The following is a 26,711-nucleotide window of genomic DNA, read 5'->3' on the forward strand; positions in this document are numbered from 1 at the left end:
TGACTTAGTTATTTTCCATCAGTGTGAGATAAACCATTCCGACGCATTCAACATCTTCTATCTTACAATCAAAATTAGATGATGAATTTTTAATATTTATCTTGTTTCCTGGAATTCGGGATACTGTATAAACATCATTCACTCCATCAATATTTATTAACCATAATCCATTACCTATAGCTTTCACTTCTAGATCTACAATCCATTTATTACTCCCCTTTTCCACTAACGCTGGGTTATTCACCGTTTCTGCAATCAGACTAGGGTCGCATACCCATAAGCCTGTCTTGTTTAGCTCACCGTTAAAGAGGGAATATTTTTCAATCGTTACAATTTCACTGGATGACATTTGTTCACAATTGTTCCGCGCAGTCATTTCACCAATGCCAGTAGCAAGCCATCTTAGAGAAACGCCAGTATCCAACGCACAGGTTATGACAACGTCGCCTGGGAAATAGTCGCGACGAACCCACGCACTCATTGTGCCGGAGGGAATCCCTAACAAGTCTCCAAGTTCTTTCTGCATGGTAAACCCGTAAGCATGCAGAATCCTCTGAACCACTTGCTTTCCGCCATTAGCTAAAAGCTGCTCGTGCAATTCTTTACCTTTTGTAAAATCATGCGGAGCTGCCTTTAATCTTACATTTTCAAGTTCGCCTGAAATTAGCCACTTTAAGTCCGCACCAGTATCTATAGCGCACTGGATAATGTAGTCACCGGGCAAGCTGCTTCTTGCAACCCAATTATTGATAGTTGGTAAGGGGATCTGCAAAAGTTCAGCAAGCTCAGGTCTTGATCTAACACCATAAGAACTAAGGATTCTTTCTAAAATCTCTTTTGCATCACCTAAAGCGTTAGACATGATTCCCTCAAATATTCCATAGGGGTTACTTTACAATCACTCAATTGGATCATATCATCCACCCCGTAAGCCAAAATGCACGCCAATGCACTACAAAAGCTACCAACTGGAGATAATCCCCGATGACCAATCAAATTACAATACCTAGCGGCCCCGATCTGATGACCTATGAACAGTTCGCACAGGCTTATGGCTACAGCCTTCGCACCGTGAAACAGATGGTTGAAGACGGTGATCTGCTTGTTATGCCACGTAAAAAAATTGGTGGTGCTGCACGCATCAACATGGTTGCCTTCCGCGCGCGTTTGCTCGCTCAAGGTGTCAACTGCCGCTACGTCGCTGCGTAACAACTTAATTATTTAAGTTGAGCATAGGAATGACCATGTTTGATTTTAAGACTTCCACCCATAGCCACTATAACGACGCCTGCCGCAAGTTTGCGCTGTCCCACAATATGGTGAAGCTGGCCCAGCAAGCGGGCATGAAAGTGCAGACTCTTCGTAACAAACTGAATCCTGATCAGGTGCATCAGCTGACCGTTCCTGAAGTGCTGCTGCTTACTGATCTGACCGAGGACGCAACGCTGATGGATGGGATGCTGGCGCAGCTGCACTGTCTGCCGTGTGTTCCTGTCAATGAACATGCCGCTGAAAAATTTCCGGCTTACGTGCTCAATGCTTCCGCCCAGGTCGGGACGCTTGCTGCCAGTGCTGCTAATCACGCCAGCATTACCACCTCATGCCGTCGCGGGATTGTTGAAGCTGCTAATACCGGCATTCGTTGCATGATGCTGGCGGCTCTGGCTGTACAGGCGCGTATTCATTCAAACCCCACCATCGCATCAACTGTAGACATTGCTGGTGCGCTCGGTTCGTCAATTGGCATGAGCTAAGACTATGGGCGAAGGATTTACTTATTACTTTCGCTATCGCGGAAACGATATGTCAGTGGATGCGGAAGATGTCGCGCTCTAATACCCGTCAATATCTGGCGATGGCAGTGGATTTTTTACCCTGGTAAATGGTGATCGCTTTCGGGGTGAAAACGTAAGAGAAGTTAAAAAGGGGAAGAATGATTTATGCCGATATTTGTGAGGCTTTTAAAAAATCAGTCACCACCACAGCAGTTAGCAGCTTCAGGGCATGGGTGGTTAGAGACTAAAGCAGGTAAGCGCTGGCATCCGGCAATTTCACAGGCCGAACTGCTGGCAGAATTAACCGGTAAGAGGAAAGAATCATGGGTTACAAAGCTGAGAGTATCACTGTTCAGATGAACGCGGGGCAGCGTGCAAGTGCGCTTAATCATATCTCTGCGCTTCGTACCATGATGTACGGCGATTGCAGCCACGAACTCAAACGCTTTATCGCAGATATGCGTAATAAGCGCGATCACCAGGCTGAACAAAATGGCCGCGCACTGAGCGCAATATTCTTCCTGGCAAATATCAGCAAAGAACGTCACAGCGTTGATTTCAGTGAACTGACGAGTGACGAATTAACGGCGCTGATTAGCGCGATGAATCACTTAAAGGCAGTCGTGAGTTTATTTCCAAAGAATCTGACGTTACCTAATTAATTAACCCAACGAAATTAAATGGCGTAAACCCGCCGGGCATTTTTTTGCCCGAATTCAGGAGAAAGAGAAATGCGAAATATCGAGACCCGTAATTTTAAAGCCGATGAGGACGCGCTGGCCGTCCTGCTGAGTAAGGCCAAAACCGAACAGCTTAGTGATGATGCGCTGTCCGTTTCTATCCGGCTGGCCGCACTGGCAATTCATGCCCGTAAAAATGAAATGTCCGCAGCGGAAATCATCGAGTTGCTGGACAAAGAGGCGGAACGCTTTGAGAACCAGGCGCAGGAGCTGCACTGATGGCCGATTCAATGGATATGATACAGCAGCGCGTGCAGGAAGAACTGGCGCGCAATCTGGCTAACGCTACTCACCGCCCGGCAGGGGCGAGTGAGTTTTTCTGCCTGTCGTGCGGCGAAGAAATCCCGGAGAAGCGCCGCCGCGCACTGCCGGGCGTTTCCCTCTGCGTGACCTGCAAAGAAATCAGTGAGCTGAAAAGCGTGCATTACAAAGGGGCGGCATTATGAAAACCATCCTGAAATGGGCCGGCAGCAAGTCCGGTCTGATGCCTGAACTGATTAAGCACCTGCCCGCCGGTGATCGTCTGGTTGAGCCGTTTGCCGGTTCATGTGCGGTCATGATGAATACGGATTACCCGGCCTATCTGGTGGCGGATGTTAATCCCGATCTGATTAACCTCTATCGCCAGGTCAAAGAGCATACGCGCCCGTTTATTGTTGTGGCGGCCTCGCTCTTCAATCAGAACAAAACTGAAGAGAGTTATTATAAGGTTCGCAATGACTTCAATTTCAGCGCGTCGCTGTCATTGCTGGAACGTGCAGCGCAATTCCTCTACCTGAATCGCCACGGCTATCGTGGCCTTTGCCGATATAACAAGCGCGGTGAATTCAATAACCCCTACGGCAATTATAAAGAGCCATATTTCCCGCTGGCCGAAATCGAAGCGTTTGCCGTAAAGGCTCAGCGCGCGACATTTGAATGTCTGGGGTATAACGAAACCCTGAGTATGGTCCATGCCGGTGATGTCGTGTACTGCGATCCGCCGTATCACGGCACATTCACCGCTTATCACACCGATGGGTTCAGCGACGATGATCAGCACTCGCTGGCCTGCATCCTGCTGGGTATCTCTGAGCGTAACCCGGTCATCGTTTCAAACAGCGACACACTTTTTACCCGCAGCATCTACCGCGAATTTTGCCTGACCAAAGTCACTGCCGCCCGCTCCGTTGGCGTTGCTGCCGGTGAAGGCAAGCGCGCATCGGAAATCATCGCTATTCGCACACCAGTATCACAACAAAAAAGGATTGCATCATGACTATTAATATTCGTGCGCCAGAGTTTTTTGCTTACAGCAGTGAGCATGGCTATGAAACTTACGACACGGCTGAAAAAGCTAAAAATGCCGCAGAAAGCATGATTGGCGATTTTCTCTTTGATGGATGGGACAAAGAAGTAGAAACGGTAAGCTGGGGCCGCGTGTGTGGCTGTGCAGTGATGGTAGACAAACGCCAGGCACCAGCGGGAAGTGAATTTGATTACACCTGTAATTACGTGGTTGAGGATACCCCTTCTCATGAAGTGCTGCTGAGTGAGCTAATTGGCAGTGAAGTTGCAGATCTGTTTGCGAGTTACGGCGCTCTTGGTGGACCGGAATCACCAGAAGATGCTCAGGCGCAGCTTATCACCCGCCTTGCTGCAATACTGAAGGCGGTTTAATGTCCGCTGAGTTTGCATATCCGTGGAATGCCCCTAAGAAGGCAATCAATCCACAGCTGGACCCGGCGGAAGTTGCGCCGGTGTCCGCGCTTTCAAACCTGATCAGTCTTTATGCTGCAGATAACGAGCAGGAGCAGCTGCGCCGTGAGGCAATGAGTGATGAGGTTTGGGACCGCTATTTTTTCAACGAGTCCCGCGATCCTGTCCAGCGCGAAATTGTGCAGGACAGAATTGTCAGCCGGGCAAAGATGGCCCGCGAACAGCAGCAACACAATCCCGATCTGGTTATCGTGGCCGATGTCAGCGCCCAGCCTTCGCACATCAGTAAGCCTCTCATGGAGCGCGTTAAGTTTTTCCACAATCTCGGCAGGCCTAAGGCTTATTCCCGTTACCTGCGCGAAACCATCCGCCCATGCCTTGAAAGGCTGGCCCGCGTGCGAGAAAGCCAGGTTTCTGCCTCCTTCCGGTTTATGGCCGGTCACGACGGGCTGGATGGCTTGCTGGCGTTGCCTGAAATGAACCAGAATCAGGTCAAGCGTTTATCAACGCTGGTCGCTGCGCACATGAGCATGTGTCTTGATAAAGCCAGCGGCCATCTGTTCGTCAGTGACGACGTGAAGCCAGAGCAGGTCCGCCAGGCATGGGAGCTTGTTGCTGCGGAAGCGATGCGCCTGGACGTAATCCCCCCGGCCTTTGAACAACTGCGCCGCAAAAAGCGCCGTCGCAAGCCCGTGCCCTATGATCTGATCCCGCCCTCGCTGGCCCGTATGCTCTGCGCGGACTGGTGGTATCGCAAGCTGTGGCAGCTTCGCTGTGAATGGCGTGAAGAGCAACTGCGCGCAGTCTGCCTGGTCAACAAAAAAGCGTCTCCTTACGTCAGCTTTGAGGCGGTGATCCATAAGCGTGAGCAGCGTAGGAAGTCTCTGGAGTTCTTCCGTTCGCATGAGCTGGTTAGCGATGAAGGCGATACGCTGGATATGGAAGATGTGGTTAACGCCAGTAACAGCAATCCCGCTAACCGCCGCCTTGAGATGATGGCCTGTGTTAAGGGGCTTGAGCTTATCGCGGAAATGCGCGGCGACTGCGCCATGTTCTACACCATCACCTGTCCGTCGCGCTTCCACGCCACCCTGAGCAACGGCAGGCCGAATCCGAAGTGGACCACGGCCACGGTTCGCCAGAGCAGTGATTATCTGGTCGATACGTTTGCCTCTTTCCGTAAGGCCATGCACAAAACCGGTATGCGCTGGTATGGCGTGCGGGTTGCAGAGCCACATCATGATGGCACCGTGCACTGGCACATGCTGTGCTTTATGCGCAAAAAGGAGCGCCGCTCAGTCACTGCTCTGCTGAAAAAGTTCGCCATCCGTGAAGACCGTGAAGAGCTTGGCGGCAATACAGAGCCGCGATTTAAGGCGCTGCTTATTGATCCGCGTAAGGGAACACCGACCAGCTATATCGCTAAATACGTCAGCAAGAATATCGATGGGCGCGGACTATCGGATGAAATCAGTGCAGAAACCGGTAAATCACTGCGTGACAACGCAGAGAACGTGGGCGCGTGGGCATCACTTCACCGTGTTCAGCAGTTCCGTTTCTTTGGCATTCCGGGCCGCCAGGCTTACCGGGAACTGCGTGTGCTTGCCCGTCAGGCGCTGAGAAATCAGAGCGATAAAAAAGCCGGTGCGCCGGTGCTTGAAAATGCGCAGCTGGACGCAGTGCTGGCCGCTGCAGATGTTGGCTGTTTTGCCACCTACATCATGAAGCAGGGCGGCGTTCTGGTTCCGCGTAAACATCACATCGTCAGAACTGCTTACGAGCTTAACGACGAGCCAACCCCTTACGGCGATCACGGCACCCGCATTTATGGCATCTGGTCCCCGTTAGTGGCGGGCCGCATCTGCACGCACGCAACGAAGTGGAAAATGGTCCGTAAGGCCGTTGACGTTCAGGAGGCGACAGCCGACCAGGGCGCTCGCGCCCCTTGGACTCGTGGCAATAACTGTCCCCCTGATGAAAAACTGAACATTTCAGGGGGCATTCCGGTATCCCTGAAAGTACAGCAGTAAAGCCTGCCTGCGGGGATCGAGGTCGTCGGGGGCGGGTGTCATGTTCATGCAGCCAAAATACGGCCCCGCCGCTTCCTTTTCCGCCATCCCGCATTGTGTGGTTTCCCGCACAACGTCCGCGCGTTGTTTCGATACCCCTGCCGCCGCAACCATAGAGCCTCACAGAGTTTTACTGACCGGAGCCTGGACAATGGCAAAGAAAGCAAAGCGTTTTCGTATCGGGGTGGAAGGTGCCACCACGGACGGGCGCACCATCGAGCGCAGCTGGCTTGAACAGATGGCGGCAAATTACAGCCCTGAGCTGTACACCGCCGTGATCAACATGGAGCACATCAAGGGCTATACGCCTGACAGCCCGTTTCGTCGCTTCGGCGTGGTAGAGAAGCTGGACGCCGAAGAAATCAGTAACGGCCCGCTGAAAGGCAAGCTGGGGCTGTATGCCCTGATCAACCCGACTGATGAGCTGGTCACACTGACCGGCACCATGCAGAAAATCTTCACCTCTATGGAAATCCGCCCTGAATTCGCGGACACCGGTGCGGCCTATCTGATTGGCCTGGCCGTGACCGACGATCCGGCCAGCCTCGGCACGGAAATGCTGCAGTTCAGCGCCAGCGCCGGGGCGAACCCGCTGGCAAACCGCAAGCAGCATCCTGACAACGTTTTCTCTGCCGCTGAAGAAACCCTGATCGAGTTTGAGGACGTGGCCGACGAAAAGCCCGCCCTGTTTACCCGCATCAAAGCGATGTTCAGCAAACAGCAGCAGACCGACGCGGCCCGATTCAGCGACGTTCATCAGGCCGTTGAGCTGATCGCCACGGAGCAGCAGGACCTGAGCGCACGTATTGAAACGGCGCTAAGCGAACAGGCCGACAGCCTGAAATCACATTTCAGCAGTGCGCTGGGTGAGGAAGTGCTGAAGCGCGAAAAGCTGCAGGCGGACTTTACCGAACTGCAGCAGCAGCTGAGCCGGGAAGATGGCCGCCAGCAGGTCCGCCCGCGCACGCAGGGTAACGGCAGCGGCGGCGAAGTGCGCACCGACTGCTGATACAGCGGCGGCAAACCTTTTTAACGAACAGAGAAAGCGAAGCGATGAAAAATACTACCCGTTTTAAGCTGAATGCTTACATGTCGGTGCTGGCAGAAATCAACAAGATTGACCTGTCCGCGCTGAACAGCAAATTCACCATTGAGCCGTCCGTGTCGCAGACGCTGGAAAGCAAAATTCAGGAGTCTTCCGCGTTCCTGCAGGCCATCAACATCATGCCGGTCAGTGAGCAGAGCGGCGAACGGCTGGGGCTGGGGATCGGCACCACCATTGCGGGCACCACCGATACCACCCAGAAAGAGCGCGAGCCGACCGATCCGACCTACATCGACGGCGACGGCTACAAATGCACGCAGACCAACTTTGACACCGCGCTGCCTTATTCAAAGCTGGACATGTGGGCGAAGTTCAGCGATTTCCAGGTGCGCATCCGTGACGCCATCGTGAAGCGTCAGGCGCTGGACCGCATCATGATCGGCTTCAACGGCCTGAAGCGTGAGAAAACCTCAAACCGCGTGCAGAACCCGCTGCTGCAGGACGTGAATATCGGCTACCGCCGCGCAGGCCCGCGTGCTGGAGCAGGCAAAAAACCGCGCCAGCCAGCTGCAGCAGACTTATAACGGGCTACGCCTGTCGGTGCAGCGTCAGCGTGAGGCGCTGGGCGCTGCCGGTATCGACACGAAGAAACTGAGCCAGGCACAGCGCGAGCTGAAAAGTCAGTCGGATGAGGCGCGCGCCGCCATTGACCGGCAGCAGCTGTCGCTTAAAAAGCTGGGAGAGCGACAGGCAAAGCTGAGCGCGGTACGTGAGCGATATTCTCGATCGCTTGAGGTGCGCGATCGCGTGGCAGGAGCCGGTGCGGCAACGTCTGCTGCCGGGCTGGCAATGGGCGCACCGGTGCTGGCCTCCGTGCATGCATCAGCGGCAATGGAAGACGCCATGAAGGGCGTGGCAAAGCAGGTTAACGGGCTTCGCGACGACAGCGGCAACCGCACGAGGCAGTTCTATGACATGCAGGCCGCCATTAAGGCCGCCAGTGAGCAACTGCCAATGGAAAACGGCGCGATTGACTACGCCGCGCTGGTTGAAGGTGGCGCGCGCATGGGCGTGACTAACCAGAACGATTCCTATGAGGACCAGAAGCGCGATCTGATGGCCTTTGCCAACACGGCGGCGAAGGCGTCCACAGCGTTTGAACTGCCCGCCGGTGAGCTGGCCGAAGGGCTGGGCAAGATTGCCCAGCTTTACAAAATCCCCACGCGCAACATTGAGCAGCTGGGCGACGCGCTGAACTACCTGGACGATAACGCCATGTCCAAAGGGGCGGACATCATTGATGTGCTACAGCGTATGGGTGGTGTGGCCGACAGGATGAACTTCCGACAGGTGGCGGCGCTGGGTTCAACATTCCTTACGCTGGGTGCCACCTCAGAGATTGCGGCCAGTTCCGCTAATGCCATGGTGCGCGAGCTGTCTATAGCCACGATGCAGAGTAACCGGTTTATGGACGGCATGGACCTGCTGAAACTCGATCCGGCAAAGATTGAAAAGCAGATGACCACGGATGCTATGGGCACCATCATGCGCGTGCTGGAAAAGGTTAAAAAACTGCCGGACAGCAAGAGAGTGCCCGCGCTGACGATGCTCTTTGGCAAGGAGTTCGGCCCTGCAGCGGCAAAGCTTGTCAATAACATGCCGGAGCTGCGCAGGCAGCTGGCACTGACACAGGGGGATGCTGCAAAAGGTTCGATGCAGAAAGAATCTGACATTAACAAGGACTCGCTTTCGGCGCAGTGGATGCTGACTAAAACCGGGGTGTCAAACACCATGAGCGGCCTGGGCGATTCACTGCGCACGCCGCTGATGGACATCATGAATATGGTGAAGAAAGTAACTGGCGTGACCCGCCGCTGGGTAGAAAACAATAAAGAGCTGGCGGGCACGCTGGTGAAAGCAGCGGCGGTCATATCGGCGGTGGTGCTGATGCTGGGCACGTTCATGATCGGCCTGGCGGCAGTGCTGGGACCGCTTGCGCTGCTGCGGCTCAGCTTCAGCGTGTTAGGTATCAAAGCATTCAGCGCCTTCGGACTGATTAAAAGCGCCATCGGCATCGTGGGGAACGGCGTGCTGTGGCTGGGGCGGCTGATGTTCGCAAACCCGATTTTAGCCGTTATCGGGCTGATTGCCGCCGGGGCGCTGCTTATCTGGCAGAACTGGGACACGCTGGGGCCGAAACTTGCCGCGCTGTGGGACGGTATCAGCACAAAGGTCAGCAGCGTCTGGACCGCGATCCGCACCTACATCAGCACAAAGTGGGGCGAGATTGTCGCCGACGCGAAGGCGCTGCCCGCGCGGTTTCAGGAGGCCGGTTCACAGATGATTGACGGCCTGATGGCGGGCATCAGCCAGAAGTGGGACGCCATCAAAAACAAGCTGTCGTCACTGACCGACTACCTGCCGGACTTTCTGAAGCCGGGCGGCGATAAGTCCGGCGGGCCGCAGCTGCCGCGACCGGCAACAGTAAAAACGGGCGGCGGTGTATCCCTGCCGCCGGGCGGGTTCCCCGGATTTGCGGGCATGTACGACAGCGGCGGCTTTATCCCGTCCGGCAAGTTTGGTGTGGCCGGTGAAAACGGGCCGGAGCTGGTCAGCGGTCCGGCGAACGTGACCAGCCGCCGGAGCACCGCACGGCTGGCGGCACTGGCGGCGCTTACGCTGGGCGGCGCAGCGACGGCGGAGACAAAGCCCCTGCACCCGCTGAGCCTGCCAGTTCAGGCGTACCGGCAGGAAGCACCGCGCATGAGTGGCAGTGCTGCACAAGCAGCTGCGCCGCAGATTCACGCCTCCTTCACCATCGTGCAGCAGCCGGGACAGAGCCAGCAGGATCTGGTTGATGAGGTGATGCGCAGGCTGGAGGCAAAAGAGCGGCAGGCGCAGGCCCGCGCCCGCAGCAGTTACCGGGACAGGGGAGGATTTGAGGAATGATGATGACGCTGGGCTTATTTGTTTTCATGCTAAAAACGGTGCCCTATCAGGAACTGCAGTATCAGCGCAGCTGGCGTTTCCCGTCAAACAGTCGCGTGGGCGTGAGGCCGTCGCTGCAGTTTTTAGGCCCGGACAACGACACGCTGACGCTTTCCGGCGTGCTGCTGCCGGAGATTACCGGCGGCAGGCTGTCGCTGTTCGCGCTGGAGCAGATTGCGGAGCTGGGCCGCGCGTGGCCGCTTATCGAGGGCAGCGGGACGATTTACGGCATGTTCGTGATTGAAAGCCTGAGCCAGACCAAAGCGGAGTTCTTCAGCAGCGGTGTGTGCCGCCGCATTGAATTCACGCTGACGCTGAAGCGCACCGATGAATCGCTGGGCGAGATGTTTGGCAGCCTCAGCGATCAGTTGTCTGCCATGCAGGGCGCAGCAGCCACCGCCGCCGGAAAGGTGAGCGCCGCAGCGGGAGGATTATTTTCATGATGACCAGCCCGTGGATTAACGGCCAGCAGAACTCACCGGCGTTCCGGCTGACGATGGACGGCGCAGACATCACGCAGAAGCTGGAAAAGCGCCTGCTGAGCCTGACGCTCACTGACAACCGGGGCTTTGAGGCGGATCAGCTGGACATCGAGCTGGACGACGCGGACGGCCAGCTGCAGCTGCCGCGCCGGGGCGTCGTGCTGTCGCTGGCGCTGGGCTGGCAGGGTGAGGCACTTTTTCCGAAAGGCAGCTATGTGGTTGATGAAATCGAGCACAGCGGCACGCCTGACCGCCTGACGCTGCGGGCGCGCAGCGCGGACTTCCGGCAGACCCTGAACACGAAGCGGGAGAAGTCCTGGCACAAAACCACAGCGGGCGAAATTGTCCGGGATATCGCCGGGCGGCATAAGCTGAAGACGGCGATGGGTGAGGACATGGCCTCGACAGAAATTGACCATCTTGATCAGACCAACGAATCAGACGCCAGCTTTCTGATGCGTCTGGCTAAACAGTGCGGTGCGGTGGCCTGCGTCAAAGACGGTAATCTGCTGTTTATCCGCCAGGGGCAGGGGAAAACGGCAAGCGGCAAAGCGCTGCCGGTTATCACCCTTCAGCGCAGGGACGGGGACCGCCACCGCTTCACCCTGGCGGACCGGGACGCATACACCGGCGTGATTGCCAGCTGGCTGCATACCCGCGAACCGGCAAAGAAGCCGGTGGCTAAGGTGAAGCGCAGGCGACGTAAAACCACGGCGAAGAAAAAGAAGGAACCGGAGGCGAAGCAAGGGGATTACCTTATCGGCACGGACGAGAACGTGCTGGTACTGAGCCGCACTTACGCGAACCGGGGCAACGCCGAACGGGCGGCCAAAATGCAGTGGGAACGCCTGCAGCGTGGTGTTGCAACCTTCTCAATCCAGCTGGCGAAGGGACGCGCAGAGCTTTACACGGAAATGCCGGTGAAGGTAAACGGGTTCAAGCAGCAGATTGATGCGGGGGAATGGATCATCACAACGCTGACGCATAGCCTGACCGCTGACAGCGGATATACGACACGTATCGAACTTGAAGTTAAAATTGAGGACCAAACCCTGCAATAGTAAAATTAATTATCCTTTTGGATAACCAATAGGTATGATCAAGTTAAATATTCAACAGGGCGAATCCTAAATGATGAATTGTCCAAAGTGCTCTCACGCTGCACACACTCGCAGCAGTGTTGTGCTCTCTGAGAACACAAAAGAACGTTACAACCAGTGCCAGAACATCAACTGCGGCTGCACCTTCAAATCCTTAGAAACTGTAACCGATATAATCATGTGCCCAGGTAGAGTAAATCCTGTACCGCCCCACCCTGCCCGTGGAGGCCCCAAAACGTCCCAAGGCCAACTCTGGCTCTAACCTGCTTCGGCGGGTTTTTTAATGCCTACATTTGACTACAAAATAATTCTGCGTAGCCAATCCGTGGACAAGGCCCAAAAAAAAGGGGTTAGCATCATGCTAACCCCTTGTTTGCTATTAACTTTTAGATGTCGCGTTAGCGATACCTTAGTTAAGACGCTCTTTAATACGAGCAGACTTACCAGTACGCTCACGCAGGTAGTACAGTTTGGCTTTACGCACAGCGCCACGACGTTTAACAGCGATGCTGTCAATTACAGGTGAATGAGTCTGGAATACACGCTCAACGCCTTCGCCGTTAGAAATTTTGCGAACAGTGAATGCAGAGTGCAGACCGCGGTTACGGATAGCGATAACCACGCCCTCGAATGCCTGCAGACGTTTTTTAGAACCTTCAACGACCCATACTTTCACTTCCACGGAATCACCCGGGCGGAAGGAAGGTACGTCCTGTTTCATCTGCTCTTGTTCAATTTGCTTGATAATGTTGCTCATAATTAAATCTCATATCCTGGGTAAACTGATAGTCGGGGAAGAGCTTACTCTTCCACATCATCGTTTTGTTGCTGCTGAGATTCCCGCTGGAACTCATTCAGCAACCTTGCTTGCTCTTCAGTCAGAGCCAGGTTTTCCAGAAGTTCAGGTCTTCTCAGCCAGGTACGGCCTAGCGACTGCTTCAGACGCCAGCGGCGAATATCAGCATGGTTGCCTGACAGTAATACTGCCGGGACCTCCACGCCATCTAACACTTCAGGTCGGGTATAGTGCGGACAATCCAGCAAACCTTCCGAGAACGAATCCTCATCGGCTGACGCCTGCTTGCCGAGCACGCCAGGAATAAACCGGGCGACTGCGTCAATCATCGTCATCGCTGGCAGTTCCCCGCCGCTGAGAACGTAATCACCGATTGACCATTCTTCATCAATTTCGGTCTGGATTACGCGCTCATCAATCCCTTCATAACGGCCACAGACCAGAATTAACTTGTCCCGTGCCGCCAGTTCGCAAACGCCCTGTTGGTCCAGTTTGCGACCCTGAGGTGAAAGATATATCACCCTGGCCCCATCACCTGCCGCTGCTTTCGCTGCGGAGATGGCATCCCGTAAGGGTTGTACCATCATCAGCATTCCCGGTCCGCCGCCGTAAGGACGATCATCCACGGTACGGTGCCGGTCGTGCGTGAAGTCACGAGGACTCCAGCTCTGAATGCTGAGCAGACCGTTTTTTACAGCCCGGCCAGTTACCCCGTAATCGGTAATAGCGCGAAACATTTCTGGAAACAGGCTAATAACACCAATCCACATTGTATTCGCCGTTACGTTACCGTTCGATTCGGAGATCAAAAACCAGGATCCCAATCTACCTCAATGATGCCAGTAGAGAGATCGACTTTCCTGATAACCTGTTCATCAAGAAACGGAATTAACCGCTCCTGAGCACCGAATGCATCCTTCAGGTTTGCCTTAACGACGAGAACGTCGTTCGAGCCGGTTTCCATCATATCGATGACTTTACCCATCTCGTAGCCTTCGAGGTTAACCACCTGGCAGCCCATAAGGTCTTTCCAGTAGTAGTCGCCCTCTTCCAGCGATGGCAACTGCGTCGAGTCAACCTGAATTTCGCAATTGGTTAACTGAGCCGCCGCATCCCGATCTTCAATGCCTTTAACTTTGATGATCAGGTCCTGATTGTGGTGCTTCCAACCGTCCAGTTCGACCTGCTGCCATTTACCGGCGCGCTGGATGAACCAGGGTTGGTAGTTGAAGATGCTTTCAGCGTCTTCAGTGGAGGAAAACACTTTGAGCCAGCCGCGAATACCGTAGGCGGCTCCCATCTTACCCAATACAATCGGGTTAACAGGAGGCTGTGCGGCAATTTGTCTGCTCATGCTTACCACCGTGACAGATTAAGCTGCTTTCTTAGCTTCTTTGACCAGCGCGTTAACGCGATCAGAAAGCGTTGCGCCCTGGCCAACCCAGTGCTCGATACGATCCAGATCAAGACGCAGACCTTCAGCCTGACCAGATGCGATCGGGTTGAAGAAACCAACGCGCTCGATAAAACGACCGTTGCGTGCATTGCGGCTGTCAGTGACGACGACCTGATAGAACGGACGCTTTTTAGCGCCGTGACGTGCCAAACGAATTGTTACCATAACATCCTCTTCAGTTAATAAAACACCCGGCCCCCATCGAGGAACGGGGTCCGGGTGCTGTATAAAAAGCCCGAAAATTTTACTCATTTTGGCGAAAAAAGCAACCTAAACCGTGCCATTTCGGGCTTTTTTGTGGAACGCTTTAGCGGCCAGGAAAACCTGGCGGCATCATACCCTTCATGCCGCGCATCATTTTCGCCATACCCCCCTTCTTCATTTTCTTCATCATACGCTGCATGTCGTCAAACTGCTTCAATAAGCGGTTAACGTCCTGCACCTGCATACCGGAGCCGGTCGCAATGCGACGCTTGCGTGAGCCTTTGATGATCTCTGGTTTCTCACGCTCTTTGCGTGTCATCGAGTTGATGATCGCTTCCATGCGCACCAGCACTTTGTCATCCATCTGTGACTTCACATTGTCAGGCAACTGTCCCATACCGGGCAGTTTGCCCATCAGGCTGGCCATGCCGCCCATGTTGCGCATCTGCTTCAGCTGCTCAAGGAAGTCGTTGAGATCAAAACCGTCGCCGGTTTTCAGCTTCTTAGCCAGTTTCTCAGCCTGATCGCGGTCAACCTTGCTTTCGATATCTTCGATCAGTGACAGCACGTCACCCATGCCGAGGATACGCGAAGCAATACGCTCCGGATAGAACGGCTCAAGTGCATCGGTTTTTTCACCGACACCCATAAATTTAATCGGCTTACCGGTGATATGACGAATCGACAGCGCCGCACCGCCTCGTGCATCACCATCGACTTTGGTCAGGATAACACCGGTCAGCGGTAGCGCTTCATTAAAAGCTTTAGCCGTGTTTGCCGCATCCTGACCGGTCATGGCATCGACCACAAACAGCGTTTCTACCGGATTGATCGCGGCATGAACCTGTTTGATTTCGTCCATCATCGCTTCGTCAACGTGCAGACGACCGGCGGTATCCACCAGCAGTACATCGTAAAACTTCAGGCGAGCTTCACGCAGCGCATTGTTAACGATATCAACCGGCTTCTGACTGAGATCGGACGGGCAGAAATCCACACCCACCTGCTGTGCCAGCGTTTCCAGCTGTTTGATTGCCGCTGGACGATAGACGTCGGCAGAAACCACTAAGACTTTCTTTTTGTGCTTCTCGCGCAGGAATTTACCCAGCTTAGCGACGCTGGTTGTTTTACCGGCACCCTGCAGACCCGCCATCAGCACCACGGCTGGCGGCTGAGCAGCCAGGTCGAGAGCATTGTTCTCTGCACCCATCGCCGTAACCAGCTCGTTACGAACGATTTTGATAAATTCCTGACCTGGAGTCAGACTTTTATTCACATCATGGCCGACCGCGCTCTCTTTCACACGGTTGATGAAGTCACGCACCACCGGCAGCGCAACGTCAGCCTCAAGCAGTGCCATGCGCACTTCACGCAGGGTCTCTTTGATGTTCTCTTCAGTCAGCCTTCCGCGGCCGCTGATGTTTCGCAGGGTTTGCGACAAACGATCGGTTAAATTATCAAACATGGTCTCTCACTAAAAAAAAGATCGCGAGGCGCCTGATCGGCAGAATGCGGCGGATTATAACACGAAGCCTCAGCGATCTCTGCAATTGCCCCTCAGATCGTTTGGAGCCTGCTTCGGCTGGCGCTATACTGCCTTTTTCTTTATCTGACTGAACCTGAAAGGATCTATGTTCGTTTTCGCGATAGTGGCGCTATTCGCCTACTCCTTAAGTCTTGCCCTGATCATTCCCAGCCTGTTGAAACGTAACGGCGGCTGGCGGCGAATGGCGATGCTCTCTGCCTGCGTGGCGCTGGTGACACACGCGGTGGCCTTGCAGCAACGCATATTTGCTGTTGATAGCGGACAGAATTTAAGCCTGCTCAACATAGGCTCGCTGGTCAGCCTGTTGATTTGCGCCATCATGACCATTGTGGCGTCACGCAACCGTGGCTGGCTGCTGCTGCCGATTGTTTACAGCTTCGCGCTGATCAATCTGGCCTTCGCCACTTTTGTGCCCAATGCGTTCATCACCCATCTGGAAACCACGCCAGGCATGATGATCCATATCGGTCTGTCGCTGTTCGCTTATGCGACGCTGATTATTGCCGCACTCTATGCACTGCAGCTGGCGTGGATCGATTATCAGTTAAAAAACAAGCGCCTGGCATTCACACAGGATATGCCGCCGCTGCTGACCATCGAACGTAAGATGTTTCACATCACCCAGGTGGGCGTCGTGCTGTTGACGCTGGTGCTCTGCACCGGGCTGTTTTATATGCAGGATCTCTTCAGCGAAGAAAACGTCGATAAAGCCGTGCTCTCCATCATCGCGTGGTTTGTTTATATCGTTTTGCTCTGGGGGCACTATCATGAAGGCTGGCGTGGTCGCCGCGTCGTCTGGTTTAACTGCAGCGGTGCGGTGCTGTTAACCATGGCTTACTTCGGCAGTCGCATCCTGCAGCATCTGCTTGTCCCCACCTCTCGTTAAAAAGGAAGTTCTGCGTTGGAGAATGTTTCAACCACCACGCTGATTATTACGCTGATCATCATGGTGCTGGTTTCGGCTTATTTTTCTGGCTCCGAAACCGGCATGATGACCCTCAATCGCTATAAGTTGCGCCATCAGGCTAAAAATGGTCACCGTGCTGCCCGTCGCGTCGAAAAATTGCTGCGTCGCCCTGACCGGTTGATCAGTCTGGTGCTGATCGGTAATAACCTGGTCAACATTCTTGCCTCTGCCCTCAGCACCATCGTCGGGATGCGCCTCTACGGCGATGCCGGCGTCGCAATAGCCACCGGTGTACTGACCTTCGTTGTGCTGGTGTTTGCCGAAGTATTACCGAAAACCATAGCGGCGCTCTATCCGGAAAAGGTCGCCTATCCCAGTAGTTTTCTGCTGGGTCCGTTGCAGTACGTCATGCTCCCCCTGGTCTGGTTACTGAATACCATTACCCGGCTGCTGATGCGGCTGGCAGGCATTCGCACCGATGGCTCGGTTAACTCCGCGCTGAGTAAAGAAGAGCTGCGCACCATCGTTTATGAATCGCGTAATCTGATATCACGTCGTAATCAGGACATGCTTTTATCGGTGCTCGACCTGGAGAAAGTCAGTGTTGACGACATCATGGTTCCGCGTAATGAGATCGTCGGTATTAACATCAACGATGACTGGAAGTCAGTCGTTCGCCAGTTAAGCCACTCGCCACACGGCCGCATAGTGCTATTCCGGGACTCGCTGGATGACTGCGTCGGCATGCTGCGGGTGCGCGAAGCCTGGCGTATGATGACGGAGAAAAAAGAGTTCACCAAAGAGATGCTGCTGCGCGCCGCCGATGAGATCTACTACATTCCGGAAGGAACGCCGCTGAACACCCAACTGGTAAAGTTTCAGCGCAACAAAGAGAAAGCGGGCGTGGTGGTGGATGAATATGGCGACATCAAAGGGCTGGTAACGATAGAGGACATTCTGGAGGAGATTGTCGGTGACTTCACCACCTCCATGTCTCCGTCACTGGCAGAAGAAGTGATGCCGCAGAATGATGGATCCGTACTAATTGAAGGCAGCGCCAGTGTGCGTGAAATTAACAAGGCGTTTAACTGGCAGCTGCCAGAGCAGGAAGCCCGAACCATTAATGGCATGCTGCTTGAAGCGCTGGAAGAGATCCCTGTCATCGCCACACGTGTTCAGATCGGTCACTACAACATCGATATTCTGGATGTGCAGGACAATATGATTAAACAGGTGCGTATCACGCCAAAGACGCCACTGAAAAAATCGGTAGGGTCCTGAAGCGATAAAAAAACGCCGCAATCGACATGATGCGGCGTTTTTTTTAGCAGCAAATCCCTGACTAGATGTGCAGTTCTTTCAGCTTTTCAGCAGGCAGTTTCAGATCTTCGTTGCGGTTAACGCCGATCTCATGCGCCAGCACATTGCGGGCGATCTGCTGCGCTTCATCCAGTGAGTGTAGCTTGTAGCTACCACACTGGTATTCATTCAGCTCAGGGATCTGGTTCTGATCTTTCACTTTCAGAACATCTTCCATCGCCCCTTTCCACGCTTTGGCAACGCGCTGCTCGTCTGGTGTACCAATCAGGCTCATGTAGAAGCCAGTGCGGCAACCCATTGGCGAGATATCGACGATTTCCACACCGTCACCATTCAGGTGATCACGCATGAATCCGGCAAAGAGATGCTCCAGCGTATGAATGCCACGCTCAGTGAGAATATCAATGTTCGGGCGGCAAAAACGCAGGTCAAAAACGGTAATCGTATCGCCATGCGGAGTCTTCATGGTTTTCGCCACGCGTACTGCCGGTGCGCCCATGATGGTGTGATCAACGGTAAAACTGTCCAGTAGTGGCATACGTCACCTCCTGTTCTGAGAATTTTTTTTAAAACGATGAAACTTTTCTGTTCGCCCAACGTCTGAATATATGAAAGACGCGCATTTGTTATCATCATCCCTGACAACAGAGATGTTAATTTGGCCACATTGATGTGGCCTTTTTCTTTTCTACCCTTCCCGGCTCGCCAGATACGCTTCAAAATCCAGCTTATCATTCGCTTCCAGCTGCTGCTGTGCAGCAACAGACGCCTGCGCCTGACGCGTGAAATCTTCTTCTGTCAGCACTTCCAGCGGCTCTTCGCAGAGCAGATGGCGATACTGTTCAGCCAGCGCCACGCCGGTTCCGGTTACACCATTGTCCTTCATTGCCTGAAGGATGCGCGCCGAGTAGGTTAGCTCAGGATCGTCGAACGATGCTACCAGTTGATCGCAAACCTGCTGATATTCCGTGCTGTCCTGATTATGACTGTCTAACACTTCAGCAACCCGACGCAGATCGGCAAACAGGGTTTTGCCCACTTCAACCAGCGAATGTTCCGCTTCTCCGCAGCCTACGGCAATTTTCTGGTCCGGTTTACGCCCTTCCAGCACAACCCGATTCCAGTTTATACGGGTGCATTGCAACTCATCTGCACTCATTTCCGGCGCATCGGCCAGGGTACACCAGATCAGGAACAGGTCGAGGAAGCGAACCTGATTCTCATCTACGCCGATCGCAGAGAACGGATTAATATCCAGCGAGCGCACTTCAATGTACTCAATACCACCACGCAGCAGCGCATCAGAAGGCGCTTCACCCGAGCGTGTCACACGCTTAGGCCGGATTGGCGCATAGAGCTCGTTTTCAATCTGCAGCACGTTGGTGTTGAGCTGCAGCCAGTTACCGTCGGCATCTTTAGTGCCCATCGCTGCATACTCTTCTGACGGCGTCTTAATCGCTTTCTTCAGCGCGGTGACATAGCCTTCCAGCGAGTTAAACGTGATGCCCAGAGAGCTCTGCGATTTATTGGTGTAGCCTAAATCGCTCAGACGCAGTGAGGTGGCATACGGCAGCCACATCGTGTCTTTGTCGTTGGTTTCGAACGGCAGCGCGCTCTCACGGCCCTGCAGGAAGCTGGAGCTGATAGCAGGCGATGCGCCAAACAGATAGGGGATCACCCAGCCGAAGCGATAATAGTTGCGGATCAGCCGCAGATAGCCCGCCGAGATCGTCTCTTTTCCGCTTTCCTTATCTTTCACGTCAGCCCACTCCTGCCAGAATGAGAGTGGCAGTGAGAAGTTATAGTGAATGCCGGAGATGGTCTGCATCAACGCGCCGTAGCGGTTTTTCAGCCCTTCGCGGTAGAGCGTCTTCATCCGACCGATATTGGACGTGCCATATTGCGCCAGCTCAATATTGTCCGCATCGTCAATCACGCACGGCATACTAAATGGCCACATGCGTTCATCACCCAGTTCACGGGCAACGTGACGATGGATATCGCGCAGGAATGCCAGCATATGATCAATGCTGTGATCCACTGGCGTAATAAATTCCAGCAACGTTTCGGCAAAGTCAGTGGTGATCCAGTCATGTTTCAGCGCCGACCCCAGAGATTCCGGGTGGCCGCTTTTTGCCAGCTCGCCATTTGCCTGTACACGCAGCGTTTCACGCTCGATGCCACGGCCAATACCTTTAAGGGCATTGGGATGCGCTTCCAGCCAGGAGAGCGCTTTAGATACGTCCGGGATCACATTACCCCCCCGCTGTGATAATAATTTATTTTTGTTCAGCATAATGTTAACCGTAGCCTCGAATCTGTGCGAATCAATGCCACCATTGCATACCCTGTAATGTGGCAGTCGCGATAACGATATAACGCAGTGTTTTGCCGACAGCGAGAAACAGCATCGCAGGTAGCCAGGCGAAACGTAACCAGCCTGCCAGAACGCAGAGCAGATCACCTATCACTGGCAGCCAGCTGAATAACAGTGCTGCAGGTCCCAGTCGGTGCAACCACGTCATTGCTGTGTCATGCCATCGCCCCTGACGTTTTAACGGCAGCAAGCGACCAATAAGAATGTTGGTTAAGCCGCCCAAGGTGTTTCCCAGTGATGCGGCCAAAAGCAACCCGTAAACTGATGTCTTTTTTGCTATCAATAGTGCTATCAGCAGTGCTTCAGAACTTCCCGGCAGGAGCGTTGCACTTAAAAAGCTGCTGCCGAACATCGAGGCATAGGTAAGAACGTCACTCACAGTAAGCGGACATCCACCACAGCCATACCTGCTGCCTTCGCTGCCTGAATACCAAAGTCCGCATCCTCAAACACCACACAACGTGCCGGCGTTACACCCATCAGCTCAGCGCAGCGTAAGAAGGTTTCAGGCTCAGGTTTATGACGCTGAACGTCGTCAGCACCGACGACGGCCGAAAAGAGCTCACGTACGCCCAGCTGCGTCAGTAACGCCTCTGCCATGCTGTGTTCGCTTCCGGTACCGACCGCCATCGGACGCCGCCCGTAATACGCTTTCACCACCTCCATTAAAGGCAGTGGCTTCACGTTTTCCAGCAGCATCGCTTTCACGGCAGCGGTTTTTTCTGCGGCAAGAAGATGAGGGTCGAGTGACGACTGATTGGATTCAATGATGAACTGCGACAGCCGCCAGGTTGGTGCGCCATTGAAGTCGATAATACGTGCTTCATCCAGCGTTAATCCATAACGCGTCAGTACCTGGCGCCACGCTTTTCGATGTGTCGGCTCAGTATCAAGAATCGTGCCGTCCATATCGAAAATCAGGGCGTCATATTGATCGTACATTGTCACTCCGGACATTCATCAAATGAGACATTACTTTAGCCTAATGTGGACAGGTTGTCGCCAGGGGGATGAACAGCAAATGCTTTGAAAGCATTAACAATTTTTGTTTTCAGATAAAGGTTATCGTGCACGACCAGCGATAAACGTACGAAATTCCAGCGTTTTTTTAACATTCTTCTGGCAGACAAGCGGCAGCGGACGGGCATGGGGAGCAAAACAGAAGACGTTGATGCGGGAAACAGGCGTTTCGGATCGCTTAAGTCAGGATGATGAATCAATGGGGCAGATTAAACAGGAAAAGCGTGCGTGTGAAGCCAGAGAGAAACTGCAGAGGTTTTTTCAGGATACTCACTCAGCGTTTGCTGTACGGGCGGTTACGGAAGTAACGCTATGGTGTTTATTGAGGTCTTAGCGATCATCGCGCCATGATACTTTGAGGGATTTTGAAACTAAAGAAGAAGATGGTGCATCCAGGAGGATGACTCAGCTTGCGCTTCGCCCTGCGGGCCGTTGCAGATGCAACGTTATCCCTCTTCGTGCGGCCGGAACGCTTATTGCGTCATGTCACACTGAGGAACTGCCAACATTCGAGAAGATGGTGCATCCAGGAGGATTCGAACCTCCGACCGCTCGGTTCGTAGCCGAGTACTCTATCCAGCTGAGCTATGGATGCATTGGGGTCTATCTTTTGGGGGTCACACTTTTTTATGGACTTTCAGAAACCAACCTGAGGATGTTACGAAGAATGGTGCATCCAGGAGGATTACTCAGCTTGCGCTTCGCCCTGCGGGCCGTTGCTGATGCAACGTTATCCTCCTTAGTGCGGCCTGAACGATAATTACGTCATGACACACTGAGGCACTGTCCATATTCGGGAAGAATATGGTGCATCCAGGAGGATTCGAACCTCCGACCGCTCGGTTCGTAGCCGAGTACTCTATCCAGCTGAGCTATGGATGCATAAATCAAATTCTTGTACAACGCAGGGTGCTAACTACTCACCATGAAAGGAGTTGCTAATTCGCTTTGTTTCTTTTTTTCGATGGTGCATCCAGGAGGATTCGAACCTCCGACCGCTCGGTTCGTAGCCGAGTACTCTATCCAGCTGAGCTATGGATGCATCGAAAATGGCGGTGAGGGAGGGATTCGAACCCTCGATACAGCTTTTGACCGTATACTCCCTTAGCAGGGGAGCGCCTTCAGCCTCTCGGCCACCTCACCTTACGCTTTCTTTCGAACTGTGCGTCTGAACGTTGTTTCTGCTCATCGGCACTGCGTGGCGCACATATTACTTTCCCGGACTTTTAAGTCAAACAATTTTTCCGAAACTTTGTTTGATTGAGCAAATCACACACAATTGGGACAAAATGGCGACAAAAAGAGTGAATTATCAACAATGAAAGCTGATGACGTTAACAAAACAGAGGAGGAACAGGTAGAAAGAAAAGGCAGGATTTTTACAGAAAGCGGTAGCGCCTCGCACGAGTGCGAGACGCTGAATCCGTTAAACGCTGGTTTGTTGCGTTTTTTCAGCCTGGATGCGTTGATAGATCTCTTCGCGATGCACAGACACTTCTTTCGGCGCGTTAACACCGATACGAACCTGGTTACCCTTAACACCCAGCACCGTTACAGTTACCTCATCACCGATCATGAGGGTTTCACCAACTCGACGAGTTAGAATAAGCATTCTTTGCTCCTTGAAAGATTAAAAGAGTCGGGCTTGTACAGGCTCCCGGCATTATCCATCATTTAACGCTGCACAATGTGTATGAGAAATACACCAATGCACATCGATGCGCCAATACATTCTGCTGATAGTTAGTTTAGCCGAAATACACTACATCAACCTGACTTTGTCATTTGCTGCTTTAGCATCGTATTAAAAAGCGCCGGAACAACCGTTCTGACGCTTTTTACGATGCCTTGTTTTAATTCACTTACAGACGGCTGCTGACCCAGTCTTCAACCCCTGCTAATGCGCCTTTCAGAGCACCCGCATCGTTACCACCAGCTTGTGCCATATCAGGACGGCCACCGCCCTTCCCGCCAACCTGCTGAGCCAGACCGGCAATCAACTCCCCCGCTTTAACACGGTCAGTCAGATCTTTGGTCACACCCGCAATCAGCGACACCTTACCTTCAGTAACCGTTGCCAGCACAATAATCGCCGACCCCAGCTGATTCTTAAGATCATCAACCATGGTACGCAACATTTTAGGTTCAACATTGTTGAGCTCACTGACCAGCAGTTTCACTCCCTTAATGTCGATAGCATTGCTGCTCAGTGAAGCGCTCTCCTGCGCGGCTTGCTGATCGCGCAGTTGCTGCAACTCTTTCTCCAGAGCCCGTACATGATCGACCAGACCACGCACTTTCTCATTCAGGTTGCTGCTGTTCGCTTTGACCAGCTGCGCAAGATCCTGCAGCTGGCTGCTCTGCGCATTGACCTGCGCCAGCGCGCCTTCACCCGTAATCGCTTCGATACGACGAATACCGGCTGCGGTACCTGACTCCGCCTGAATACGGAACAGCCCGATGTCACCCGTGCGCGCAGCATGGGTGCCACCACACAGCTCAACAGAGAAATCACCCATGGTCAGAACGCGCACGCGCTGATCATATTTCTCGCCAAACAGTGCCATTGCCCCTTTAGACTTCGCCGCATCCAGATCCATCACTTCAGTTTCAACCGGCAGGTTGCGACGAATTTGCGCATTGACGATATCTTCGACCTGACGAATCTCCTGAGGTTTCATCGCTTCGAAATGCGAGAAATCGAAACGCAGGTACTTGTCGTTAACCAGCGAGCCTTTCTGCGCCACATGCTCACCTAAAACCTGACGCAAGGCGGCATGCAGTAAGTGGGTAGCAGAGTGGTTAAGACGGATGCGCGCACGGCGTGCCGCATCAACCTGCGCCTCAAGGCGATCACCGATACGCAACTGCCCTGCGGTCAGCTTACCGACATGACCGATTGCCTGACCATATTTTTGTGTATCCTGGACGCTAAATTCAGCATTCTTCCCTTTCAGCAGACCGGTATCGCCTACCTGACCACCCGATTCGCCATAGAATGGCGTTTCATCCAGCACGACCACGGCATCCTGACCCGCGGTCACTTCATCAACCGCCTCGCCTGCAACATAGAGCGCTTTCACCGTGGCAGCTAAATCGAGCTGGTCGTAGCCTTTGAAGGATGAGGCGGCATCAATACGAATAACGTTGCTGTAGTCAGCGCCGAAACCGCTGGCTTCACGTGCGCGCTGACGCTGCTGCTCCATCGCCCGCTCAAAGCCGGCTTCGTCGATCTTCAGATTGCGTTCGCGACAGACGTCAGCCGTTAAATCAGCCGGGAAACCAAAGGTATCGTAGAGACGGAAGACGATTTCGCCATCCAGCGTGTCGCCCTGCAGTTTTTCCAGTTCTTCGTCCAGCAGCGCCAGTCCGCGCTCCAGGGTTCTGGCAAACTGATCTTCTTCGCTTTTCAGCACCTGCTCAACCTGAGCCTGCTGGCGCTGTAACTCTTCGCCTGCGGCACCCATGACCTCAACCAGTGGCGCAACCAGCTTATAGAAGAAGGCCTCTTTGGCGCCCAGCATGTTGCCATGACGTACGGCACGACGAATGATACGACGCAGCACGTAGCCACGGTTCTCATTAGACGGGATGACGCCATCGGCAATCAGGAAAGCACAGGAGCGAATGTGGTCGGCAATGACACGCAGCGATTTGTTACTGAGGTCAGTGGCACCGGTAACCTGTGCCACGGCCTCAATCAGTTTCTGGAACAGGTCGATTTCATAGTTGGAGTTGACGTGTTGCAGAACGGCAGAAATACGCTCAAGGCCCATTCCGGTATCAACCGACGGTTTTGGCAGTGGCAGCATGGTGCCATCAGCCTGACGGTTGAACTGCATAAAGACGATGTTCCAGATCTCAATGTAACGGTCACCATCTTCTTCCGGGCTGCCCGGCGGGCCACCCCAGATGTGATCGCCGTGATCGTAGAAAATCTCACTGCACGGACCACAAGGACCGGTATCGCCCATCTGCCAGAAGTTATCTGACGCATACGCGCTGCCCTTGTTGTCGCCGATGCGAATAATGCGTTCACGTGGCACACCGATTTCATTCGCCCAGATATCAAAGGCCTCATCGTCGGTTTCATAGATCGTCACCCACAGACGCTCTTTTGGCAGGCTGAACCACTGCTCGCTCGTCAGCAGTTCCCAGGCAAAACCAATCGCCTCTCTCTTGAAATAGTCACCAAAGCTGAAGTTACCCAGCATTTCAAAGAAGGTGTGGTGACGTGCGGTGTAACCGACGTTTTCAAGATCGTTGTGTTTGCCGCCTGCGCGTACGCAGCGCTGTGACGTGGTCGCACGTGTGTAATCGCGTTTGTCCTGACCGAGGAACACATCTTTAAACTGGTTCATCCCGGCGTTAGTAAACAACAACGTTGGATCGTTATTCGGTACGAGGGAGCTGCTGGTTACAACCTCATGTCCCTTGCTATGAAAAAAGTCGAGAAACGCTTGACGGATCTCAGCAGTGCTCTTGCTCATATATATCCTGGAATCACGCTAACGAACGTTCCCTCTGATCGGCGCGACCACATTCTGGTGGTGCCTGATTAGCGGAACAAAAAGTGGGAATAAGATAAATTTTCTTCAGTGGGAAGTAAAATTACATCGGCTTTTAGTCATCAAAATTTCTGAAAATGGACTGGATATCTTCGCTCATAAAACCCTTTGACTGCAGATAGCGTAGTACTTTCGCTTTCTCTTTCCACTCTGTGGGCAGCGGGTGTCCGAATTTCCGTTCAGCCAGCTGAGCCGCACACGCCGCCCAGTCTACCTCTGTCTCTTCCATTGCAAGATCAATGGCTTCACGGTCGATGCCTTTCTGGGCCAGTTCAAGGCGCACGCGCTGCGATCCAAAGCCCTTACGGCTCCGGCTCTGAATAAATCGTTCTGTGAAACGCTCGTCGTTTAACCAGCCGCTTTCCTGACACCAGTTAAGAACCTGTTCCAGCAACGCTTCAGTAACAATTTCGGGCTCTTTTTTCTGCGCCCACGCAGCACGCTGCGCTGATTGTTGCAGTTTACGCGCTAACTCTGCACGGCTGTGATCGCGCTGACCCAGAATACGCATCGCACGGTCAAGCAGACGGGAGTAAGAGACGACATTAGGTTGGGGCTGAGAGGGTTCAGTCATACTGCGCACCTTGTACAAACAGAGGGAGATTATGGCGACAGAACAG

Annotated in this window: 28 protein-coding genes, 4 tRNA genes and 3 pseudogenes; 17 read left to right on the forward strand and 18 right to left on the reverse strand. The window is 53.5% G+C overall.

Annotated elements, in window-relative coordinates:
* Positions 1 to 4 precede the first annotated feature (4 nt).
* Positions 5 to 862 (reverse strand): phage repressor protein CI, encoded by an 858-nt coding sequence (locus tag FOV68_RS22030; protein WP_143991550.1) that lies wholly within the window; start codon positions 860 to 862, stop codon positions 5 to 7.
* A 122-nt stretch (positions 863 to 984) separates the two neighbouring features.
* Here FOV68_RS22030 and FOV68_RS22035 point away from each other — a divergent pair, with 122 nt between their 5' ends.
* The 9 genes from FOV68_RS22035 (at position 985) to FOV68_RS22080 (ending at position 6,243) form a co-directional block, all read left to right on the forward strand.
* Positions 985 to 1,209 (forward strand): hypothetical protein, encoded by a 225-nt coding sequence (locus FOV68_RS22035; protein ID WP_045139711.1) that lies wholly within the window; start codon positions 985 to 987, stop codon positions 1,207 to 1,209.
* A 35-nt stretch (positions 1,210 to 1,244) separates the two neighbouring features.
* Entirely contained in the window at positions 1,245 to 1,754 is a 510-nt protein-coding gene (locus FOV68_RS22040; RefSeq protein ID WP_143991551.1) for a phage regulatory CII family protein, read from the forward strand.
* Between the two features lie 186 nt (positions 1,755 to 1,940).
* On the forward strand, positions 1,941 to 2,135 hold the full coding sequence (locus FOV68_RS22050; RefSeq protein WP_143991552.1) for a phage filamentation protein Fil family protein: 195 nt from the start codon (positions 1,941 to 1,943) through the stop codon (positions 2,133 to 2,135).
* The gene (locus FOV68_RS22055; protein WP_033786606.1) at positions 2,099 to 2,437 is read left to right on the forward strand and encodes a DUF5347 family protein; all 339 of its coding nucleotides are present in this window, start codon (positions 2,099 to 2,101) and stop codon (positions 2,435 to 2,437) included. Before FOV68_RS22050 ends, FOV68_RS22055 begins: the two co-directional genes overlap by 37 nt.
* A 69-nt stretch (positions 2,438 to 2,506) precedes the next feature.
* On the forward strand, positions 2,507 to 2,734 hold the full coding sequence (locus FOV68_RS22060) for a DUF2732 family protein (protein ID WP_143991553.1): 228 nt from the start codon (positions 2,507 to 2,509) through the stop codon (positions 2,732 to 2,734).
* On the forward strand, positions 2,734 to 2,961 hold the full coding sequence (locus tag FOV68_RS22065) for a TraR/DksA family transcriptional regulator (protein ID WP_143991554.1): 228 nt from the start codon (positions 2,734 to 2,736) through the stop codon (positions 2,959 to 2,961). Before FOV68_RS22060 ends, FOV68_RS22065 begins: the two co-directional genes overlap by 1 nt.
* The gene (locus FOV68_RS22070; protein ID WP_143991555.1) at positions 2,958 to 3,773 is read left to right on the forward strand and encodes a DNA adenine methylase; all 816 of its coding nucleotides are present in this window, start codon (positions 2,958 to 2,960) and stop codon (positions 3,771 to 3,773) included. The genes FOV68_RS22065 and FOV68_RS22070 overlap by 4 nt, the downstream gene beginning before the upstream one ends.
* Positions 3,770 to 4,174, forward strand: coding sequence for a hypothetical protein (locus FOV68_RS22075; protein ID WP_143991556.1), 405 nt, complete (start codon positions 3,770 to 3,772; stop codon positions 4,172 to 4,174). The genes FOV68_RS22070 and FOV68_RS22075 overlap by 4 nt, the downstream gene beginning before the upstream one ends.
* Complete coding sequence (locus tag FOV68_RS22080; RefSeq protein WP_143991557.1) at positions 4,174 to 6,243, forward strand: replication endonuclease; 2,070 nt, start codon at positions 4,174 to 4,176, stop codon at positions 6,241 to 6,243. The genes FOV68_RS22075 and FOV68_RS22080 overlap by 1 nt, the downstream gene beginning before the upstream one ends.
* Here the strand turns inward: FOV68_RS22080 and FOV68_RS24615 are convergent.
* Positions 6,211 to 6,291, reverse strand: a pseudogene (locus FOV68_RS24615) (hypothetical protein); the annotation flags it as partial. The gene FOV68_RS22080 and the pseudogene FOV68_RS24615 sit on opposite strands and share 33 nt — an antisense overlap.
* Before the next feature lie 142 nt (positions 6,292 to 6,433).
* Here FOV68_RS24615 and FOV68_RS22085 point away from each other — a divergent pair.
* The 6 genes and pseudogenes from FOV68_RS22085 (at position 6,434) to FOV68_RS22110 (ending at position 12,159) form a co-directional block, all read left to right on the forward strand.
* Entirely contained in the window at positions 6,434 to 7,291 is an 858-nt protein-coding gene (locus tag FOV68_RS22085; protein ID WP_143991558.1) for a GPO family capsid scaffolding protein, read from the forward strand.
* 44 nt (positions 7,292 to 7,335) lie between these two features.
* Positions 7,336 to 7,845: pseudogene (locus tag FOV68_RS22090) on the forward strand (P2 family phage major capsid protein); the annotation flags it as partial.
* Positions 7,844 to 10,276, forward strand: a pseudogene (locus tag FOV68_RS22095) (phage tail tape measure protein); the annotation flags it as partial. The pseudogenes FOV68_RS22090 and FOV68_RS22095, both read left to right, overlap by 2 nt.
* Positions 10,273 to 10,758 carry a phage tail protein gene (locus FOV68_RS22100; protein WP_010248695.1) on the forward strand — a complete coding sequence of 162 codons (486 nt, stop codon included), beginning with the start codon at positions 10,273 to 10,275 and terminating at the stop codon, positions 10,756 to 10,758. The pseudogene FOV68_RS22095 and the gene FOV68_RS22100, both read left to right, overlap by 4 nt.
* Entirely contained in the window at positions 10,755 to 11,858 is a 1,104-nt protein-coding gene (locus FOV68_RS22105; protein ID WP_143991559.1) for a phage late control D family protein, read from the forward strand. The genes FOV68_RS22100 and FOV68_RS22105 overlap by 4 nt, the downstream gene beginning before the upstream one ends.
* Positions 11,859 to 11,928: 70 nt before the next feature.
* The gene (locus FOV68_RS22110; protein WP_074399310.1) at positions 11,929 to 12,159 is read left to right on the forward strand and encodes an ogr/Delta-like zinc finger family protein; all 231 of its coding nucleotides are present in this window, start codon (positions 11,929 to 11,931) and stop codon (positions 12,157 to 12,159) included.
* Positions 12,160 to 12,306: 147 nt separating this feature from the next.
* Here FOV68_RS22110 and rplS read toward each other — a convergent pair whose 3' ends face one another.
* The 5 genes from rplS to ffh all read right to left on the reverse strand — a co-directional run bounded on the left by rplS (position 12,307) and on the right by ffh (position 15,818).
* Positions 12,307 to 12,654 (reverse strand): 50S ribosomal protein L19, encoded by a 348-nt coding sequence (gene rplS, locus FOV68_RS22115; RefSeq protein WP_003849035.1) that lies wholly within the window; start codon positions 12,652 to 12,654, stop codon positions 12,307 to 12,309.
* 44 nt (positions 12,655 to 12,698) lie between these two features.
* Entirely contained in the window at positions 12,699 to 13,463 is a 765-nt protein-coding gene (gene trmD / locus FOV68_RS22120) for a tRNA (guanosine(37)-N1)-methyltransferase TrmD (RefSeq protein ID WP_010248477.1), read from the reverse strand.
* A 35-nt stretch (positions 13,464 to 13,498) separates the two neighbouring features.
* The gene (gene rimM / locus FOV68_RS22125; protein ID WP_010248480.1) at positions 13,499 to 14,047 is read right to left on the reverse strand and encodes a ribosome maturation factor RimM; all 549 of its coding nucleotides are present in this window, start codon (positions 14,045 to 14,047) and stop codon (positions 13,499 to 13,501) included.
* 18 nt (positions 14,048 to 14,065) lie between these two features.
* Complete coding sequence (gene rpsP / locus FOV68_RS22130) at positions 14,066 to 14,314, reverse strand: 30S ribosomal protein S16 (protein WP_003849041.1); 249 nt, start codon at positions 14,312 to 14,314, stop codon at positions 14,066 to 14,068.
* Positions 14,315 to 14,456: 142 nt separating this feature from the next.
* The gene (ffh, locus tag FOV68_RS22135) at positions 14,457 to 15,818 is read right to left on the reverse strand and encodes a signal recognition particle protein (RefSeq protein ID WP_010248486.1); all 1,362 of its coding nucleotides are present in this window, start codon (positions 15,816 to 15,818) and stop codon (positions 14,457 to 14,459) included.
* 166 nt (positions 15,819 to 15,984) lie between these two features.
* Here ffh and FOV68_RS22140 point away from each other — a divergent pair, with 166 nt between their 5' ends.
* A complete protein-coding gene (locus FOV68_RS22140) occupies positions 15,985 to 16,785 on the forward strand; it encodes an inner membrane protein YpjD (RefSeq protein ID WP_031594172.1) in 801 nt (266 codons plus the stop codon).
* Positions 16,786 to 16,800: 15 nt separating this feature from the next.
* Complete coding sequence (locus FOV68_RS22145) at positions 16,801 to 18,087, forward strand: HlyC/CorC family transporter (RefSeq protein ID WP_031594173.1); 1,287 nt, start codon at positions 16,801 to 16,803, stop codon at positions 18,085 to 18,087.
* A gap of 61 nt (positions 18,088 to 18,148) precedes the next feature.
* On the opposite strand, the gene luxS is transcribed toward FOV68_RS22145, so the two are convergent.
* The 11 genes from luxS to FOV68_RS22205 form a co-directional block, all read right to left on the reverse strand.
* The gene (luxS, locus tag FOV68_RS22150; protein WP_009086888.1) at positions 18,149 to 18,664 is read right to left on the reverse strand and encodes an S-ribosylhomocysteine lyase; all 516 of its coding nucleotides are present in this window, start codon (positions 18,662 to 18,664) and stop codon (positions 18,149 to 18,151) included.
* A gap of 150 nt (positions 18,665 to 18,814) precedes the next feature.
* A complete protein-coding gene (gene gshA, locus FOV68_RS22160; RefSeq protein WP_031594175.1) occupies positions 18,815 to 20,422 on the reverse strand; it encodes a glutamate--cysteine ligase in 1,608 nt (535 codons plus the stop codon).
* A gap of 31 nt (positions 20,423 to 20,453) precedes the next feature.
* Positions 20,454 to 20,882, reverse strand: coding sequence for a YqaA family protein (locus FOV68_RS22165; RefSeq protein ID WP_010248498.1), 429 nt, complete (start codon positions 20,880 to 20,882; stop codon positions 20,454 to 20,456).
* Positions 20,879 to 21,445, reverse strand: a complete 567-nt coding sequence (gene yqaB, locus FOV68_RS22170) for a fructose-1-phosphate/6-phosphogluconate phosphatase (RefSeq protein WP_143991560.1) — start codon at positions 21,443 to 21,445, stop codon at positions 20,879 to 20,881. The genes FOV68_RS22165 and yqaB overlap by 4 nt, the downstream gene beginning before the upstream one ends.
* 596 nt (positions 21,446 to 22,041) lie before the next feature.
* Positions 22,042 to 22,118, reverse strand: a tRNA-Arg gene (locus tag FOV68_RS22175).
* 210 nt (positions 22,119 to 22,328) lie between these two features.
* Positions 22,329 to 22,405, reverse strand: a tRNA-Arg gene (locus FOV68_RS22180).
* A gap of 83 nt (positions 22,406 to 22,488) precedes the next feature.
* Positions 22,489 to 22,565 (reverse strand) — tRNA-Arg (locus FOV68_RS22185).
* An 8-nt stretch (positions 22,566 to 22,573) separates the two neighbouring features.
* A tRNA-Ser gene (locus tag FOV68_RS22190) sits at positions 22,574 to 22,666 on the reverse strand.
* A gap of 283 nt (positions 22,667 to 22,949) precedes the next feature.
* Entirely contained in the window at positions 22,950 to 23,135 is a 186-nt protein-coding gene (gene csrA, locus FOV68_RS22195; protein ID WP_008927091.1) for a carbon storage regulator CsrA, read from the reverse strand.
* Between the two features lie 250 nt (positions 23,136 to 23,385).
* Positions 23,386 to 26,013, reverse strand: coding sequence for an alanine--tRNA ligase (gene alaS, locus FOV68_RS22200; protein ID WP_115387249.1), 2,628 nt, complete (start codon positions 26,011 to 26,013; stop codon positions 23,386 to 23,388).
* A gap of 133 nt (positions 26,014 to 26,146) precedes the next feature.
* Entirely contained in the window at positions 26,147 to 26,665 is a 519-nt protein-coding gene (locus FOV68_RS22205; protein ID WP_031594179.1) for a regulatory protein RecX, read from the reverse strand.
* Between the last annotated feature and the right edge of the window lie 46 nt (positions 26,666 to 26,711).

This window comes from Pantoea sp. paga (assembly GCF_007558755.1).
GTDB lineage: Bacteria > Pseudomonadota > Gammaproteobacteria > Enterobacterales > Enterobacteriaceae > Pantoea > Pantoea agglomerans.

Coding starts and splice junctions, on each gene's coding strand:
- FOV68_RS22030 (WP_143991550.1), bottom strand. CDS start 862: ATGTCTAACGCTTTAGGTGATGCAAAAGAGATTTTAGAAAGAATCCTT.
- FOV68_RS22035 (WP_045139711.1), top strand. CDS start 985: ATGACCAATCAAATTACAATACCTAGCGGCCCCGATCTGATGACCTAT.
- FOV68_RS22040 (WP_143991551.1), top strand. CDS start 1,245: ATGTTTGATTTTAAGACTTCCACCCATAGCCACTATAACGACGCCTGC.
- FOV68_RS22050 (WP_143991552.1), top strand. CDS start 1,941: ATGCCGATATTTGTGAGGCTTTTAAAAAATCAGTCACCACCACAGCAG.
- FOV68_RS22055 (WP_033786606.1), top strand. CDS start 2,099: ATGGGTTACAAAGCTGAGAGTATCACTGTTCAGATGAACGCGGGGCAG.
- FOV68_RS22060 (WP_143991553.1), top strand. CDS start 2,507: ATGCGAAATATCGAGACCCGTAATTTTAAAGCCGATGAGGACGCGCTG.
- FOV68_RS22065 (WP_143991554.1), top strand. CDS start 2,734: ATGGCCGATTCAATGGATATGATACAGCAGCGCGTGCAGGAAGAACTG.
- FOV68_RS22070 (WP_143991555.1), top strand. CDS start 2,958: ATGAAAACCATCCTGAAATGGGCCGGCAGCAAGTCCGGTCTGATGCCT.
- FOV68_RS22075 (WP_143991556.1), top strand. CDS start 3,770: ATGACTATTAATATTCGTGCGCCAGAGTTTTTTGCTTACAGCAGTGAG.
- FOV68_RS22080 (WP_143991557.1), top strand. CDS start 4,174: ATGTCCGCTGAGTTTGCATATCCGTGGAATGCCCCTAAGAAGGCAATC.
- FOV68_RS22085 (WP_143991558.1), top strand. CDS start 6,434: ATGGCAAAGAAAGCAAAGCGTTTTCGTATCGGGGTGGAAGGTGCCACC.
- FOV68_RS22100 (WP_010248695.1), top strand. CDS start 10,273: ATGATGATGACGCTGGGCTTATTTGTTTTCATGCTAAAAACGGTGCCC.
- FOV68_RS22105 (WP_143991559.1), top strand. CDS start 10,755: ATGATGACCAGCCCGTGGATTAACGGCCAGCAGAACTCACCGGCGTTC.
- FOV68_RS22110 (WP_074399310.1), top strand. CDS start 11,929: ATGATGAATTGTCCAAAGTGCTCTCACGCTGCACACACTCGCAGCAGT.
- rplS (WP_003849035.1), bottom strand. CDS start 12,654: ATGAGCAACATTATCAAGCAAATTGAACAAGAGCAGATGAAACAGGAC.
- trmD (WP_010248477.1), bottom strand. CDS start 13,463: ATGTGGATTGGTGTTATTAGCCTGTTTCCAGAAATGTTTCGCGCTATT.
- rimM (WP_010248480.1), bottom strand. CDS start 14,047: ATGAGCAGACAAATTGCCGCACAGCCTCCTGTTAACCCGATTGTATTG.
- rpsP (WP_003849041.1), bottom strand. CDS start 14,314: ATGGTAACAATTCGTTTGGCACGTCACGGCGCTAAAAAGCGTCCGTTC.
- ffh (WP_010248486.1), bottom strand. CDS start 15,818: ATGTTTGATAATTTAACCGATCGTTTGTCGCAAACCCTGCGAAACATC.
- FOV68_RS22140 (WP_031594172.1), top strand. CDS start 15,985: ATGTTCGTTTTCGCGATAGTGGCGCTATTCGCCTACTCCTTAAGTCTT.
- luxS (WP_009086888.1), bottom strand. CDS start 18,664: ATGCCACTACTGGACAGTTTTACCGTTGATCACACCATCATGGGCGCA.
- gshA (WP_031594175.1), bottom strand. CDS start 20,422: ATGCTGAACAAAAATAAATTATTATCACAGCGGGGGGGTAATGTGATC.
- yqaB (WP_143991560.1), bottom strand. CDS start 21,445: ATGTACGATCAATATGACGCCCTGATTTTCGATATGGACGGCACGATT.
- csrA (WP_008927091.1), bottom strand. CDS start 23,135: ATGCTTATTCTAACTCGTCGAGTTGGTGAAACCCTCATGATCGGTGAT.
- alaS (WP_115387249.1), bottom strand. CDS start 26,013: ATGAGCAAGAGCACTGCTGAGATCCGTCAAGCGTTTCTCGACTTTTTT.
- FOV68_RS22205 (WP_031594179.1), bottom strand. CDS start 26,665: ATGACTGAACCCTCTCAGCCCCAACCTAATGTCGTCTCTTACTCCCGT.